Consider the following 15,464-nt stretch of genomic DNA (forward strand, 5'->3'; position numbering starts at 1 on the left):
GGCGTCCCGGCCGGACGCGGCGCTGCACGATTCTCGAGCCGATGAAGGAAAGAACGTGGCCCCGACCGATACCCCGCTCCACGGTTCCTGGCGGCTGGTCTCCTTCGAGACCGAACGGCAGGACTCGAGGCAGCGCACCCAGCCGTGGGGCGCCGAGCCCAACGGCGTCCTGAGCTTCGGCGCCGACGGGCGGATGATGGTGCTGGTCACCGCGAGGGCGCGGGAGCCCGGCAACACCGACGAGAAGCAGTTGGCGCTGTTCCGCACGCTGATGGCCTACACGGGCCGCTATCGGATCGACGGCGACCGGTTCATCGCGAAGATCGACGCCTCCTGGAACGAGGCCTGGAACGGCAGCGAGCAGGAACGTTTCTTCAAGCTGGATGGAGACACCCTCGAGGTCAGCACGGCCTGGATGCCGAATCCGCTGGTGCCGGGCAGCCCGATCGGACGCGGCGTGCTGCGATTCACGCGCGAGTGATCGGCGTCTCCAGGAACCGCTAAGCTGCGCCCCATGACCAAGCTCTGGGACATCTCCCCCCCCGTCAACGCCCGCTCGCCCGTCTTCCCCGGCGACACCGAATACCGCCAGGTCTGGGGCGCGACCATCGGCCCGGACTGCCCGGTCAACGTCAGCGCCATCACGCTGTCGCCGCACACCGGCGCGCACGCCGACGCGCCGCTGCACTACGAGGCCGGCGCAGCCACCATCGGCGAGGTCTCGCTGGAACCCTTCCTCGGCCCATGCCGCGTGATCCACGCGATCGGCGCCGGGCCGCTGGTGACGATGGACCACCTCGCGCACGCGCTGCCGCCCGCGGCGGCGCCGCTGCCCGCGCGCGTGCTGGTGCGCACGTACGCGAAGGCGCCGATCGACGCGTTCGACAACGACTGCGCCGCGTTCGCGCCGGCGACGGTCGGGGCGCTGGCCGACCTCGGCGTGACGCTGGTGGGCATCGACACCGCGAGCGTCGACCCGGCCAGCAGCAAGACGCTGGACAGCCACCAGGTGCTGCGCCGGCGCGGCCTGCGCGTGCTGGAGAACCTCGTCCTCGACGACGTGCCCGAGGGCGACTACGAGCTGATCGCGCTGCCGCTCAAGCTGACGTCGGCCGACGCGAGCCCGGTCCGGGCCGTGCTGCGCGCGCTGGCCTGAACGGCGCCGCCCACCCCTAGGACGGGGTCGCCCGCGAGGCCAGCGGGGCGGATAGTGCGGGGTTCGTCGACGGCGCGTTCCGGGAGGCCATGTGCAGACGTTCCTGCGGGTGCTCAATCTGATTGCGGGTCCGATCCTGACGCTCTGTTTCGCCGCGAGATTGAGCAGCCTGAGGATCTCGGGCAGCGACGCCGGCAAGGAAATCGGCGGCGCGCTCGCGGGCCTGGTGATGCTGGCCGTCGAACTCGCGCTGTCGCAGGGCCCCAAGCACAGCGCCTGGCTGTGCCGCTGGCTGGATCCTCGCGCGGCCTTCGAGGGCGTCTGGCTGCAGGAGAACCTCGGCGGCACGGACAGCGCGCTCAGCATCTTCTCCATGGACTACGACGGCGAGAGCGATTCCTACCGCCTGGACGGCAATGCCTACTCGCTCGACGGCACGCGCTGGGCGCTCTGGAGGTCGACCCACGTGTTCATCGACGCGTCGCGGCTTCGCACCACCTATCGCTGGACCGGCGACCTGATCGGGCCGGCAGCGGGCTCGGAGTCCGACAAGTCCGGCCTGGCGGAGATGACCTTGCGCAAGCCGCCGGCGTTCTCCCTGCCGATGATGGGCGACGGCGAGGTCGTCCATGTCGGCGAGGCGAACAAGAAGAACTTCCGGCTGCGCCGCGTGACGCCGCAGTTGCTCGCGGAGCTCGGCCTGCCCTTCACGCTGCGCGCGCTGCGGCTGGATGCGCACGACGAGGACTCGCGGCTGGCCGCGGCGGACCTGCGCGCGCGCCAGGCGCCGAAGGCGGCCTGACGGCCAGTCCGCGCCGCCGGCCGCGAAAACCTCGGTTTCCGCGCGGGAGAACGCCCGGCATCCCCGCTGGCGAACGCCTAAAATCGGGCATTCGAACGGCCTTGCGCCACTGCCACCTGCGAAAGACATCCATGGACACCCGCACCTCCCCCGCCCGCGCCCGCATCGCCCGACTGCGCGAGGTGATGCACAGCCGCGGCGTCGACGCCGTGCTGGTGCCGTCGAGCGACCCGCACCTGTCCGAATACCTGCCCGGCCGCTGGCAGGGCCGGCAGCACTTCTCGGGCTTCACCGGCTCGATGGCCACGCTGGTGGTCACCACCGACAAGGCCGCGCTGTTCGCCGACAGCCGCTACTGGACGCAGGCCGAGGCCGAGCTGCAGGGCAGCGGCATCGCGCTGGTCAAGATCCCCACCGGCACGGCCGCGCACCACATCGACTGGCTGGCCAGCGAGGTGCGCCGGGGCGGCGTCGTGGCCGTCGACGGCGACGTGCTGGGCCTGGCCGCCTCGCAGGCGCTGCGCGGCCGGCTCAGCGCCGCCGGCATCGCGCTGAAGACCGACCTGGACATCCTCGCCGACGCCTGGGACGAACGCGCCGCGCTGCCGCAGGCGCGCGTCTACGAGCACGCCGCGCCGCAGGCGCCGCAGCCGCGCGCCGCCAAGCTCGCGCAGGTGCGCGCGTCGATGGCCGCCCTCGGCGCCACGCACCACTTCGTCTCCACCGTCGACGACATCGCCTGGATCACCAACCTGCGCGGCGCCGACGTCGACTACAACCCCGTCTTCCTGGCGCACCTGCTGATCGCCGCCGACTCGGCCACGCTGTTCGTCGGCGCCGGCAAGGTCGACGCCGCGCTGCAGGCCGCGCTCGCGGCCGACGGCATCGCGCTGGCCGACTACGCCGCCGCCGGCGCCGCGCTGGCCGCGCTGCCGCAGGGCGCCGTGCTGCTGGTCGATCCGCGCCGCATCACGCTGGGCTTTCGCGAGCAGGTGGCCGATGGCGTGCGCGTCGTCGAGTCCATCAACCCGAGCACGCTCGCCAAGAGCCGCAAGTCGGACGCCGAGCTCGCGTTCGTGCGCGAAGCGATGGCGCAGGACGGCGCCGCGATGTGCGCGTTCTACGCCTGGTTCGACAAGGCGACCTCGCCCGGGCGCCCGTTCGGCCCCATCACCGAAGTCACCATCGACGAGAAGCTGTCCGGCGAGCGGCGCAAGCGCCAGGGCTTCGTCGGCCTGAGCTTCCCGGTCATCGCCGGCTGGAACGCCAACGGCGCGATGCCGCACTACCGCGCCAGCGCCGAGTCGCACGCCGTCATCGAGGGCGACGGCCTGCTGCTGATCGACTCGGGCGGCCAGTACGTGGGCGGCACGACGGACATCACGCGCGTCTGGCCGGTCGGCAACATCACGCAGCAGCATCGCCAGGACTACACGCGCGTGCTGCAGGGCACGCTGGCGCTGAGCCGGGCGCGCTTCCCGCGCGGCACGCTGTCGCCGATGCTGGACGCGCTGGCCCGCGCGCCGCTGTGGGCGGCCAAGCTGGACTACGGCCACGGCACGGGCCACGGCGTCGGCTACTTCCTCAACGTGCACGAAGGCCCGCAAAGCATCAGCAAGGCGATGACCGAGCCGGCGCACGCGATGGAGCCCGGCATGATCACGTCGATCGAACCGGGCCTCTATCGCCCGGGCCAGTGGGGCATCCGCATCGAGAACCTCGTCGCCAACGTCGCCATCGGCGCCAACGAGTTCGGCGACTTTCTCGAGTTCGAGACGCTCACGCTGTGCCCGATCGACACCCGCTGCGTCGAGCCCGGCATGCTGAGCGCCGAGGACGTCGCCTGGCTCAACGCCTACCACGTCACCGTGCGCGAGCGCCTGCTGCCGCTGGTCGAGGGCGAGGCGCGCGACTGGCTGATCAAGCGCACCGAGACTTTCGCCGGCTGACGCGCACGCGTCCGCGCCCTCACGCGCGCCCGCGCGGCCGCCTGCGGCGCGGGCGGTGCGACACTAGTCAACGGCGCACGCGCCGCATCGACAACACGCCCGCGGGCGACCAATCACACTCACGGAGATCGCCATGGGCGCGCAGTGGAAGGAAAAGGGCAAGGCGCTGGCCGCCGACGCCAAGGGCAAGCTGTTCGGCAAGCTCGTCAAGGACATCATGATCGCCGCGCGCGCCGGCGCCGACCCGAAGGACAACGCGAAGCTGCGCATGGTCATCGAGCAGGCGCGCAAGGTCTCGATGCCGAAGGAGACGCTGGAGCGCGCCATCAAGAAGGGCGCGGGCCTGACGGGCGAGACGATCAACTACAGCAGCGTCGTCTACGAAGGCTTCGCGCCGCACCGCGTGCCGGTGGTGGTCGAGTGCCTGACCGACAACGTCAACCGCACCGCCTCCGAAGTCCGCGGCCTGTTCCGCAAGGGCCAGCTGGGCACGCCGGGCTCGGTCACCTGGGACTACGACCACGTCGGCATGGTCGAGGCCGAGCCCAAGGACGGCGCCGATCCCGAGCTGGCCGCCATCGAAGCCGGCGCGCAGGACTTCGAACCCGGCGACGAGGAAGGCACGACGCTGTTCTTCACGGACGCCGGCGACGTCGACGTCGTCGCGAAGGCCCTGCCCGACCACGGCTTCACGGTGCTGTCCGCCAAGCTGGGTTGGAAGGCCAAGAACCCGGTCGACCCGTCCACGCTGAGCGCCGAGGCACTGGAAGAAGTCGAGGCCTTCCTGCAGGCGATCGACGGCAACGACGACGTGCAGAACGTCTACGCGGGACTCGCCGGCTGAGCGGCTCCGTCAGGGCGGCGTGAACGGCGCCACAGGCATCGCGACGTCCTGGCATCGGCCTTCGAATCGGTCGACCCGCGCGTCCGTCAGATCGACAATCCGACGTCGCCTTCGAGCACCGAGACCTTCAGTTGCGGCCGCTGTCCGCTCTTCCACAGCGCCGCCGTGTGCACCACCCGGTATCGCAGCGGGCCGCCGTCCGGCCTGTCGCTGCGCGCGACGGGACGCGGGATGCAGACGAATTCCGTGCGCATCTCGTCGGCCGACAACCTGACCTTCGCATAGCCATGGCCGCCGAGGTCGACGAACTCGAGGTGCGGCGCGAGATCTGGATTGGATAGCGCCCGTGCGCGCTCGAGGTCGAAGCTCTTCGCATATTCCAGGCACGACCGGACGCCGTGCTTCAGCAGCATGTTGTACGTCCAGTCCGGCGCCTTCCCCGCTCCCCGGTCCGCGAGAAACAGCGAGCGCAGCGGCGCGTCCTTCGGGAGCTTGTGCTCGTAGGCCTCCATGACGCCGGGGCTGGTGAGCGACCCGCCGACGAAGCTCAGGCCGACCGGCTCGAACTTTCCGGGCGGCAGGTCCGCGGCCGCATAGCCGGCCCAGAAGCTGTGGCGGTCGCCCGAGACGATCGCAAAGCCCGTGATCTTCGCGTCGCGCACCAGGTCGTAGATCTCGGCGCGCTCCACGTAGGCCGTGCCGTAGTCGCCGCCGCCCAGGGACGCGAACGAGGCGTTCTTCGGCCACGGCTCCTTGGTGAGGCCGGCCGGCAGGTTCTGCGGGTCGGCGCGCGAATCCAGCGCGCCCTCCGAGTTGCCCCAGATCTTCCAGACGGCGGTCGAGTGCCTCAGCCTGTCCTTGAACCAGGCCTTCTGCGTCGCGCCGAGGATTGTCTGCGGCGGCGCGTCGCGTTGCGGGTTCGGGATGCGCGCATCGTTGAACCGGATTTCCGCCGGGGGCTTGCCGCCGTCGAAGGCGCGCCCGCCGTCCAGGACCCGCATCCCGGACTCGGGAAACATGTCGATGAACTCCTGGCCGCCGAGCTTCTCGAGGGACGGATCGCTGAACGGATCGGCGTTCCGGTAGCTGTGCTGGTCGGTGATGATCAGGTCCAGGCAACGGCCCCAGCGCAGCGTGCGGTAGCCCTGGAGGCTGTTGATCGCCGCCAGGTTGTTCGGCTCGATGCCCAGCCCGTCGCTGTCGTATTCCTTGATCGGCACGTCCTTGACGGCCGGCGGATCGAAGCGCTCGAGCGACCCGCCCGGCGGCGCGATGCGCGCGGGAAGATATTCGAACCAGGCCTGGTTCGCCGCCACCTTGATGCTCTGGCCAGGCACCTCGAACGAGCCCGCCTTGACGATGCTCTGCCAGCCTTGCCACGAGAACTCATGGTTGTCCCACATGGCGACGAACGGCCAGCGGGCGCGCGCGTCCTGGAGGTCGGGATCGGCGAGGTACCCCTTGTAGATGGCCCGGTAGCCCTCGAGGGTCAGCGGGATGTGGAAGTTGCCGACCTTGTGGCCGTCCGGAATGCGCGCGACCTCGTAGATGGTGCGGTCGTAGCGGGTCTTCACCTCGTCCGGATACTCGATCACCTCGTAGATGAAGTCGCCCAGGTGCAGCACGAAGCCGAGTTGCTCGGCGGCGGGCGCGCGCTCATCCTCGTGGATCATCTTGCGATAGGCGTTGAGCTTGCCTTCGTTGACGTCCTGGCAGCTCACGAACGCGAAGCTCACGGCGCGCGGATCGTCCGGCAACGGCGCCGTGATCGTGCGGCCGACCCGGCTGCCGTGGCCGTCGGGGTCGGTGAACCGATACCAGTAGACGCGCGCGGGCTCGAGTCCCCCGATCAGCACGCGCGCGGTCCAGTCGGCGACGCTCGAGACCGGCGCCGGCGCCTGCGCGACGACGCGGCGGAACGCCTCGTCCTCGGCGACCTCGACGGTCAGCAGCTGGCGCGTGCCCTGGTCGAACGGACGCCTCGTCCACAGGATGACGCTGTGCGGATCGGGATCGCCCGAGGCGACCCCCTGGGGATACAGATCGCGCCGCTCGTGCCATTCGACCTGCGACCCTCGCGCCGGTCCGACCCACGCGAGCGAAGCACCGAGCGCGGCAGCGGTCTCGAGGAAGGATCGGCGGCTGATCGTCATCGACATTCTCCTTGGCGGGTCCGTCGACATCTCACTCCCAGCCGGCCAGAGGGTCAAACCCTTTGCGACGAACCGCTCTGCGCGCGCCTGGCGCACGGCATCGCGGGGCCCAAGTGCGTCGGGGCACCCGCGGTCGATCCGTCCTTGCGTCTCTGGACAGTCGCTCTCGACGACTACGTCGCCGGCGGCAGCCTGTTCAGCCCCTTGGCGGCCTCGAGCAGCGGCCCGACGATGTCCAGGGGCAGCGGAAACACGATGGTCGAGTTCTTGTCGGCCGCGATGACCGTCAGCGTCTCGAGGTAGCGCAGCTGCAGCGCCTGCGGGTGGCGGGCGAGGATCTCGGCCGCCTCGCTGAGCTTGGTGGAGGCCTGAAGTTCGCCTTCGGCGTGGATCACCTTCGCACGGCGCTCGCGTTCGGCCTCGGCCTGGCGGGCGATGGCGCGCACCATCGTCAGGTCGATGTCCACGTCCTTGATCTCGACATTGCTGACCTTGATGCCCCAGGCGTCCGTCTGCGAGTCGAGGATCTTCTGCACGTCGAGGTTGAGCCGGTCGCGCTCGGACAGCAATGCATCGAGATCATGCTTGCCGAGCACGGCGCGCAGCGTCGTCTGCGCCAGCTGGCTGGTGGCCATCAGGAAGTTCTCGACCCGGATCACGGCGCGCTCCGGGTCGACGACCTTGAAGTACAGCACGGCATTGACTTTCACCGAGACGTTGTCGCGCGTGATGACGTCCTGCTTGGGAATGTCCATCACCACCAGGCGCAGGCTCACGCGCACCATCTGCTGGAATGCCGGGATCAGCAGCACGAGGCCCGGCCCCTTGACCGCCAGGAAGCGGCCGAGCATGAAGACCACGCCGCGCTCGTATTCGCGCAGCACGCGCAGCGATGCCGCCAGCGCGAGCAGCAGCAGGATCAGCAGCAAGGCAAACATGAAGGATCCGATCATCGAGGCGCTCCTTCGGCACTGACTTCCAGCGTGAGGACGTCGACGCGATCCACTCGGACGCGTTCGCCGGGTTGCAGCGCGCGCCCGGCCCGCACACGCCAGTACTCGCCCTGAAAGAGTGCCCATCCGTCCGCTCCGTCGGCCTCGACGATCTCGCCGACGACATCCAGCATCGTGGACGTCCCGCTGGCCGGTCGTCGCCGTCGCACGCGCGCCGCGAGCAGGGCCAGCCCGCACACGAACGCAAGCGAGACGAAGGCCAACGCGGCAATCAGCGGCCGTGACACGCCGAAGCCGGGCGTGTCGCTGTCGACCATCATCAGTGCGCCGAGGACGAACGCCGCCACGCCACCGATGCCCAGCGCGCCGTGGCTGGGCACGACGGCCTCGGCGGCAAAGAACACCAGCCCGAGCAGGATCAGGGCGATGCCGGCACCGTTGACCGGCAACGTCTGCAGGCCGAACAGGCCCAGCAGGAGACAGACGGCGCCGACGACGCCGGGCGCCACCAGGCCGGGGCTGGAAAACTCGAACAGCAGGCCGTAAAAGCCCACCATCATCAGCAGCAGGGCGAGGCTCGGATCGCCCAGCACGGCCAGCGTCCGATCGCGCCAGCTCGGGCCCCACGCCTCGACGCGCGCCCCCGCGACGGCGAGCGTCGCCGTGCGTCCATCGGCAAGCGGGACCGCCCGGTGGTCGAGCTGGCGAAGCAGGTCCGGCACGTCGCTGGCGACGATGTCCACGACGTGCTGCGCCAGGGCTTCGGTGGACGACAGGCTCGCTGCCTCGCGCACGGCGCGCTCGCCCCACTCGGCATTGCGGTGGCGCAGAAGGGCGAGCGACCGGATGGATGCCGCGGCGTCGCTGATGCGCTTGGCTTGCAGCGCGTCATGCGGCGCAGTGGGCGCGCCCGCGGACGCTGCGCTCGTGGCGGACGCGCCGCGCGGGCCCGGCGCCTCCGGGGCCGGGTCGGGTGCGATGCCGATCAGCACCGGCGTGGCCGCGCCGAGCGTGGTCGCCGGAGCCATGGCGGCGACATGGCTGGCGTAGAGGATGAAGGTGCCCGCGCTCGCCGCGCGCGCGCCCGCCGGGGCGACGAAGGTGGCGACCGGAACCGGTGACGCCAGGATCGCCTTGACGATCGCGCGCATGGACGTGTCGAGACCGCCCGGCGTGTCGAGCTGCAACACCACCAGGCCGGCATGGCGTCGGGCCGCACGCTGCAGTCCGCGCTCGACGTAGTCGGCGCTCGCCGGGCCGATGACGCCGTCGACGCTCAGCAAGAGCACGTCACCGTCGCCCACATGGGGCGGGGCAACGGAAGAAGTCTGGGCGCCGGCGAGGGACGCGAGCCACAGGACCAGCGCGCTCAGCAGGAAGGCCAGGCGGCGCATGAAGGGATGGTAGGCCGTCCGCCGGCGCCAGTCCATCCTGCCAACCCGCCCAGGACTGCGCGCGTGGACGGGGCGGGCGGGCAATCGCTGAATGCACCAAGACTCCCGGCACGACCGGACCGATGAATTGGCCCTGACGTGGCGCGCCGACAGGCATAGACTCGCACACTGCGACTCTCCGCACTGCGGGGTTCACGGGGCTGCTTCAGGGAGGTTCACATGAGAGGCCTACTCTTCTGCACGATTGCGGGCGTGCTCGCAGTGGTCGACCCCGCCGCCCAGGCGGCCGGCACCGCTGACGTCGAGTTGTCCGGATTGCAGGTGCACCTGGTCGATCTTGATCCGGGGGACGGCATCGCACCGTCCGTGGCCTTCGATTCGACAGGTGGAGGCAGCTACCTTGACGCCATCGCCGAGAACAGTTCCGGCAATATCGCGAACGTCACCCGCTCCGGCGATCGCGCGTTTGACAGCCTGTCGGGAACGACGGGCGCGACGCCTCACTTCGGCGCAGCCATGACGCTTGCCGGCGACATATTCGGCGGAGGACTCGTGGCCCATGGGTCGGCCTACACGACTGGGCAGGAGTACGGCGACGCCGGCGCGGACGTCTGGTTCTTCAAGGTGCCCGGCCAGGACGTCAGCGCGCTGCCGTTCACGCTGTCGCCCGAGACGGCCTTGACGATCTCGGGCCTGGCCAGCGGCAGCATGTCCACGACCGAGCCCAATTCCGATGCGTTGCTGGCAGAGGTGCTCCTGGCGTTTGCGCCATCGCTCACCGCATTGGGCAACAACAGCGTTACGGACTCCGATGCCCTCGTCGTCCAGGCTGGGCAGGTCGTCGGCGGCGGAGCCAGCGCGGACCGCGAGCAATCCCTTTCGGTCACCTTCGTCAACGCGACCGACGTCGACGCCACCGGCGTGTTCGAGGGCTTCGTGCGGGTCGACGCCAGCACTGCCGTCCTGGCGGACGAACCAAGTCCGCTGCTGTTGATGGCAGGCGCAGCAGCGCTTGCAGCAATCGCCCGCGCGAAGCGGCGTATGCGCGACGCGGCGCAGGGTGCCTTGCCGGGCCGGGCTCCATAGCGCCCACAGTGGCAACGCGCAACTCAAGCCGCCTGAGTGCGCGGACGGCAGCGACGGGTCGCCCTCCGACCGGCGATGCGAACTGCTGCAGGCCGGTCCCGATGGCCGACTGTCTTGCCGTGTCAACACGCGACCGCGAGCTATCGGCCACGAGCGGTCGGTTGCCGACGACCGGCTTCAGCCCGGTAGGGCGGGTTAGCCGAAGGCGTAACCCGCCGCTCCTCCCATCGCGACAAATCCACGTCCAAACCGGCCGTTGCGTCCCCGGCGAATCGACGGTTCAGGAACCAAGATTGTCCGAGTCATGAACTACAAGCGCTCGTTCCGTGAAGGAGCGTCATGCGCATCGGCAACCGCTTCGGCCCGAAAGCCGGCCTTCTGCCTGATAGCCGCTGGCCACGCTCCCGGCTCGTCCGCCGTCATCTCGACCGGCCGCCCGATGGCTGGATGCTGGCTGCTGTCTCGAAGCCGCGGCGGGGTCGTTTGCCCGTGAGAGGCGCCGACGGCTTCACTCCAAGCGGAACGTCTGCACCAGCGTGTTCAGGCTGTCCGCCTGATCCCGCAGCGATTCGGCGGCGGCCGCGCTTTCCTCGACCAGCGCCGCGTTCTGCTGCGTCATGGTCTCGAGCTGCTGCACCGAGCCGCTGACCTGGCCGATGCCCGTCGACTGTTCGGCGGCGGCGGAGCTGATCTCCGAGATGATGGCCGTCACGCGTTCGACGCTGGACTCGATCTCGCGCATCGTCGAGCCGGCGTCGGCGACCTGGCGCGCGCCCGTCTCGACGCGCTCCACCGACGCGCCGATCAGCGACTTGATCTCCTTGGCCGCGCCCGCCGAGCGCTGCGCGAGCGAGCGCACCTCGCTGGCGACGACCGCGAAGCCGCGGCCCTGCTCGCCGGCACGCGCCGCTTCCACCGCGGCGTTCAGCGCGAGGATGTTGGTCTGGAAGGCGATGCCGTCGATGACGCCGATGATGTCGGCGATCTTCTTGGAGCTGTCGTTGATCTCGGTCATGGTCGTGACGACCGTCGAGACCGCGACCGCGCCGCGGCGCGCGACGTCGGTGGCCGACGTCGCGAGCTGGTTGGCCTGGGCGGCGGCGTCGGCGCTCTGGCGCACGTTGCCGGTGAGCTGGCTCATCGCGCTGGCGGCGTCCTGCAGGCTGCCGGCGGTCTGCTCGGTGCGCTCGCTCAGGTCCTGGTTGCCGACGGCCACTTCCTTGCTGGCGGTGCCGATCGATTCCGCGGTGCTGCGGATGTGGCCGACCAGCGAACGCAGCTTGGACTGCATCATGGCGAGCGCCTGCAGCAGCTGGCCGAGCTCGTCGTTGCGGTCGGAATGCACGTGCGCCGACAGGTCGCCCTCGGCGACACGCTTGGCGAAGCTCGTCGCGCGCGCCAGCGGCGCCTTGACGCTGCGGATGGTGCGCCAGCCCACGAGCGCGCCGACGCCGATGGCGGCGAGCGCGAAGGCGGCGAGGATGGCCGTCAGCGCGGCCTCGGCGGTCTTGGCGCTGGAGGCGGCGGCGGCGCAGTCGGCCGCGATCGCCTTCTGCAGCGACTGCAGCTGCGCGCGCCATTCGCGCTCCAGCGGCAGGATGCGGTTGGACAGCGCCAGCGCGGCCTCCACGTTGTTGCCGTCGGCGGCCTGGTCAGCAGCTTCCTGCAGCATCGGGATCGTCCTGGCGGACAGCGCGGCGACGTTCTTGACCATCTCGCGCTCCGCCTCGCTGCCGCCCGCGCCGGCGGCCAGCGCCTGCAGCGTCTTCTCGTCGGCGAGGTAGCGCGCCTTGGCGGCCTTGAAGACCTCGACCTCGGGCGTGATCGACTTCATCTCGGTCATCAGCGCGACGCCGCGCACCTGGATCGCCATCTCGTCCATCGAGTTGCGCAGGTGGCCGACGGCGTCGGACATGGCGTTGTTGACCTCGACCACGCGCTCGACCTTGGCAGCGATCACCTGCGCCTGCCAGGCGCTGATGCCGGAGCCCAGCAGCGACAGCGCGACGAGGGTGCCGAAGCCGATGGCGAGTCGCTGGGCGACGGAAATGTTCTTCTGGGAGGAGATGTTGGCCATGGGCGAAGCTTGACGGGGGAATGGCCCTGTATCGGTCGCCGCGGCCGCAACTTGAGCAGGCGAGCACCCTGCGACGCGGGCCGCACGAATGGTTCGCGCGCACGGCTCCAATCGGCCGCTCGCGGCATCGCTTGAGGGCTTGGCCGCATCCGATCCTCGAACCGCGGCAATAGATCACGAAAATCGAGGCTGCAAGCGCGATATCGTTCCATCGATATTGCAGGGCAGCAATGCAACCGACTGTAAACTGACAGTCGAGTGACAGGCTTCGCCGAGTCGCCGAAATCCATCGCCCCGGCCACGTCGGTCAAGAGGGCAATATCAAGGGAAAAATCATGACCAAGTTCTCGCGCGCCGTGCTCGGCGCCGCCCTGCTGGCCGTCAGCGGCTTCGCGGCCGCCGCCAGCTACCCCGGCATCGTCGACGCCAAGGGCAACAGCCTGGGCGGCGGCTCGGCCTTCGACACCGGCGTCTTCCTGGTCGCCGGCGAGACGTTCTCGGTGACGGCCAACCCGGCCGACCTGTGGGACAACTCCGGCACCGACCCGACCTACGTGTCCAACGCCGACGGCCACGCCTTCCAGATGGCCACGCTCGACGGCCTGACCGACGCCATCGGCTCGCTGGTCGGCGAGATCGGCAACGGCCCGCTGTTCAACGTCGGCACCAACCTGGCGAACGTCACCGCCGGCAGCGCCGGCGAACTGAAGCTGTTCTACTTCGACTCCGACGCCGACAACAACACCGGCTTCGTGCACGTCGACGTGTCGGCCGTGCCGGAACCCACGAACATCGCCCTGATGGCCCTGGCCCTCGGCGCGTTCGCGCTGACGCGCCGCCGCAAGGCCTGAGCGTCGCGGGGGGCGCTCGTCGCCCCGCCACAATGACAAAGGGTGCCCTGGGCACCCTTTTTTCATGCGCCCGCGGACTCGGCGCCTCAATACTGGCGGAACCAGTGCACGTGGTTGCGGCTGACGCTCAGCGTCTCGTTGCGCCCTTTCAGGTGCACCTCGGCCGTCTCGTTGGGGCCCTTGATGACCTGCGACACGAAGCGCAGGTTGACGATCGTCGAGCGGTGGATCTGGATGAAGGTCTCGGGCTCGAGGCCGTCCAGCAGCTCGCGGATCGACTTGCGGATCAGCGCCTCGCCGCCGACCCACACGACCAGCGTGTACTTCTCGTCCGAGCGGAAATACAGCACCTCGTCGACGGGGATCAGCTTGATCATCTGCCCCACCGACGCGCGGATCCACTGCAGCCGGTCGCCGGCCGGCGCGCGGCGGCGCAGCTCGCCGGCGAGCGCGGACAACACCGCGTCGAGGTCGTTGGCCGGCAGCCTGGAAAGCGGGCCGCCGGCCTCGGCGACGTCGCCGGCCAGGCTCGTGACCTGGCCCAGGCCCGCGTCGGCCGCGTCCGCGCGGCGGCGCTCGGCGATGCGGCGCCGCAGCCGCGCGACGCTCTCGCCCAGGCGGTCGGCGTCGAAGGGCTTGACGAGGTAGTCGATGGCGCCCTGCTCGAACGCCGCGACGGCGTACTGCTCGTAGGCCGTGACGAAGACGATCTGCACGTCCGGGCCCATCAGGCGCGCGGCCTCGACGCCGTTCATGCCCGGCATGTGGACGTCGAGGAAGACGACGTCCGGCCGCAGCTGCTCGACGAGGTCGACCGCCTCGCGGCCGTTGCGCGCCTCGCCCGCGATCTCGAGCTCGGGCCACAGCTGCGCCAGGTGGTGCGCGAGGTGCGTGCGCAGCAGCGGCTCGTCGTCGACGACCAGCGCGCGCACGGCCCCGGGCGCGGGCGTGACGCGCACGGGCGCGTCCTCGTCGTCGCGTTCGACGCTGCTCATGACAGCCTCCGTGCCGCACCCGTGGCGGGCACGTCGACGAGGATCTCGGCCAGCAGGCCGTGCGGCTCGACCTCGGTGAGCTCCAGCCGCGCGGCGCCGCCGTAGAACGCCGCCAGGCGCTCGCGCAGGTTGACCAGCCCGGTGCCGGGCACGGACGACTCGCCCATGCCGACGCCGTCGTCGCGCACGGCCAGGCGCACGACGTCCGCGTCGCGCGAGGACGTCACGACGATGCTGCCGCCGGTCTCGGACGGGTCGATGCCGTGGCGCACGGCGTTCTCCACCAGCGTCAGCAGCAGCATCGGCGGGCACGGGAAGCCCTGCAGCGCGGGATCGACGTCCACCGAGAAGCGCAGCCTGTCGGGCATGCGCAGGTGCATCAGCTCGAGGTAGCTGCGCACGAGCGCCATCTCGCGGCCCAGCTGCGCGTCGCCGTCGTCCAGGCGCGGCATCGTCGCCTTCAGGTAGGCGATCAGGCTGCGCAGCACGGCGGGCGCGCGCGGCGAGCCCGTCTCGACCAGCGCCTGCACGTTGGCCAGCGTGTTGAACAGGAAGTGCGGCTCGACCTGCGCCGTGAGCACGGCCAGGCGGGCGTCGGCCGCGTGGCGCTCGAGGCGCGAGCGCTGCAGTGCCAGCTCCAGGCCCATCGCCTTGGCTTCGGAGTCGCGCTGCCGTTCGAGCGCGCCGAGCGCAAGGATCAGGCCGACGATGGTGCCCGTGCCCGAGATCAGGATGAAGCCCTGCACGCGGCCTTCGTGGCTGACGACCGCGTTGAAGTCGCCGCCGGTGGCCAGCAGGTAGACCGCCAGCGTCGCGAGCGTCGCCGCGACGAGCACGGTGACGGACTGCAGCACCCACGGCGGCACCAGGCGCTGCGGCCAGGTCAGCGCCGCGCTGCGCGCCACCAGCGTGATGAAGCCGACGAACAGCGTGCGCCCGAGCAGCACGGTGAACTGCAGCTCGAAGATCGGGTTGAGGACGACCGCGACGAGCAGCGAGAAGACGAGCGTCAGCCCGATCGTGCGCGGCGACAGCGCGCGCAGGAACAGCGCCCAGCGCGAACGCGGCGCTTGCTCGGCGCCCGGGCCGGCCGTCACGACGGGAAGTGGAGAGGACATGGCGTCACGATAACGCGCCGCGCCGCGCCAGCCCAGGGGTGGCGGGCGGCGGTGCGACGGACGACGGAAGACGAGGGCTGAGTGGG

Annotated in this window: 13 protein-coding genes; 7 read left to right on the forward strand and 6 right to left on the reverse strand. The window is 70.4% G+C overall.

The genetic code is table 11. The features are described from left to right. Window positions 1–55 precede the first annotated feature (55 nt). From LPC04_RS00475 to LPC04_RS00495, 5 genes are all read left to right on the forward strand, one after another. Window positions 56–481, forward strand: coding sequence for a lipocalin-like domain-containing protein (locus LPC04_RS00475; RefSeq protein WP_275680211.1), 426 nt, complete (start codon window positions 56–58; stop codon window positions 479–481). 33 nt (window positions 482–514) lie between these two features. Further along, window positions 515–1,156, forward strand: a complete 642-nt coding sequence (kynB, locus tag LPC04_RS00480; protein ID WP_275680212.1) for an arylformamidase — start codon at window positions 515–517, stop codon at window positions 1,154–1,156. Window positions 1,157–1,316: 160 nt separating this feature from the next. After that, a complete protein-coding gene (locus LPC04_RS00485; RefSeq protein WP_275680213.1) occupies window positions 1,317–1,958 on the forward strand; it encodes a hypothetical protein in 642 nt (213 codons plus the stop codon). Between the two features lie 131 nt (window positions 1,959–2,089). Next, entirely contained in the window at window positions 2,090–3,907 is a 1,818-nt protein-coding gene (locus LPC04_RS00490) for an aminopeptidase P family protein (protein WP_275680214.1), read from the forward strand. Between the two features lie 133 nt (window positions 3,908–4,040). Further along, window positions 4,041–4,751, forward strand: coding sequence for a YebC/PmpR family DNA-binding transcriptional regulator (locus LPC04_RS00495; protein ID WP_275680215.1), 711 nt, complete (start codon window positions 4,041–4,043; stop codon window positions 4,749–4,751). An 86-nt stretch (window positions 4,752–4,837) separates the two neighbouring features. Here LPC04_RS00495 and LPC04_RS00500 read toward each other — a convergent pair whose 3' ends face one another. The 3 genes from LPC04_RS00500 to LPC04_RS00510 form a co-directional block, all read right to left on the reverse strand. Further along, on the reverse strand, window positions 4,838–6,904 hold the full coding sequence (locus LPC04_RS00500; protein WP_275680216.1) for an alkaline phosphatase D family protein: 2,067 nt from the start codon (window positions 6,902–6,904) through the stop codon (window positions 4,838–4,840). 173 nt (window positions 6,905–7,077) lie between these two features. Next, window positions 7,078–7,857, reverse strand: coding sequence for a slipin family protein (locus tag LPC04_RS00505; RefSeq protein ID WP_275680217.1), 780 nt, complete (start codon window positions 7,855–7,857; stop codon window positions 7,078–7,080). Then, window positions 7,854–9,251: an NfeD family protein gene (locus LPC04_RS00510; RefSeq protein WP_275680218.1), complete on the reverse strand. Its 1,398-nt coding sequence runs from the start codon at window positions 9,249–9,251 to the stop codon at window positions 7,854–7,856. Before LPC04_RS00510 ends, LPC04_RS00505 begins: the two co-directional genes overlap by 4 nt. Window positions 9,252–9,470: 219 nt before the next feature. Here LPC04_RS00510 and LPC04_RS00515 point away from each other — a divergent pair, with 219 nt between their 5' ends. Further along, complete coding sequence (locus LPC04_RS00515; RefSeq protein WP_275680219.1) at window positions 9,471–10,337, forward strand: hypothetical protein; 867 nt, start codon at window positions 9,471–9,473, stop codon at window positions 10,335–10,337. Between the two features lie 508 nt (window positions 10,338–10,845). Here LPC04_RS00515 and LPC04_RS00520 read toward each other — a convergent pair. After that, window positions 10,846–12,414, reverse strand: coding sequence for a methyl-accepting chemotaxis protein (locus tag LPC04_RS00520; RefSeq protein ID WP_275680220.1), 1,569 nt, complete (start codon window positions 12,412–12,414; stop codon window positions 10,846–10,848). Between the two features lie 335 nt (window positions 12,415–12,749). On the opposite strand from LPC04_RS00520, the gene LPC04_RS00525 reads away from it, so the two are divergent. After that, the gene (locus LPC04_RS00525) at window positions 12,750–13,265 is read left to right on the forward strand and encodes a PEP-CTERM sorting domain-containing protein (protein ID WP_275680221.1); all 516 of its coding nucleotides are present in this window, start codon (window positions 12,750–12,752) and stop codon (window positions 13,263–13,265) included. 86 nt (window positions 13,266–13,351) lie between these two features. On the opposite strand, the gene LPC04_RS00530 is transcribed toward LPC04_RS00525, so the two are convergent. Both LPC04_RS00530 and LPC04_RS00535 read right to left on the reverse strand, forming a co-directional pair. Further along, window positions 13,352–14,260: a LytR/AlgR family response regulator transcription factor gene (locus LPC04_RS00530; protein WP_275680222.1), complete on the reverse strand. Its 909-nt coding sequence runs from the start codon at window positions 14,258–14,260 to the stop codon at window positions 13,352–13,354. Further along, window positions 14,257–15,378 carry a sensor histidine kinase gene (locus tag LPC04_RS00535; RefSeq protein ID WP_275680223.1) on the reverse strand — a complete coding sequence of 374 codons (1,122 nt, stop codon included), beginning with the start codon at window positions 15,376–15,378 and terminating at the stop codon, window positions 14,257–14,259. The genes LPC04_RS00530 and LPC04_RS00535 overlap by 4 nt, the downstream gene beginning before the upstream one ends. Between the last annotated feature and the right edge of the window lie 86 nt (window positions 15,379–15,464).

The sequence above is a fragment of the Scleromatobacter humisilvae genome, from assembly GCF_023231945.1.
GTDB classification, from domain to species: domain Bacteria; phylum Pseudomonadota; class Gammaproteobacteria; order Burkholderiales; family Burkholderiaceae_C; genus Scleromatobacter; species Scleromatobacter humisilvae.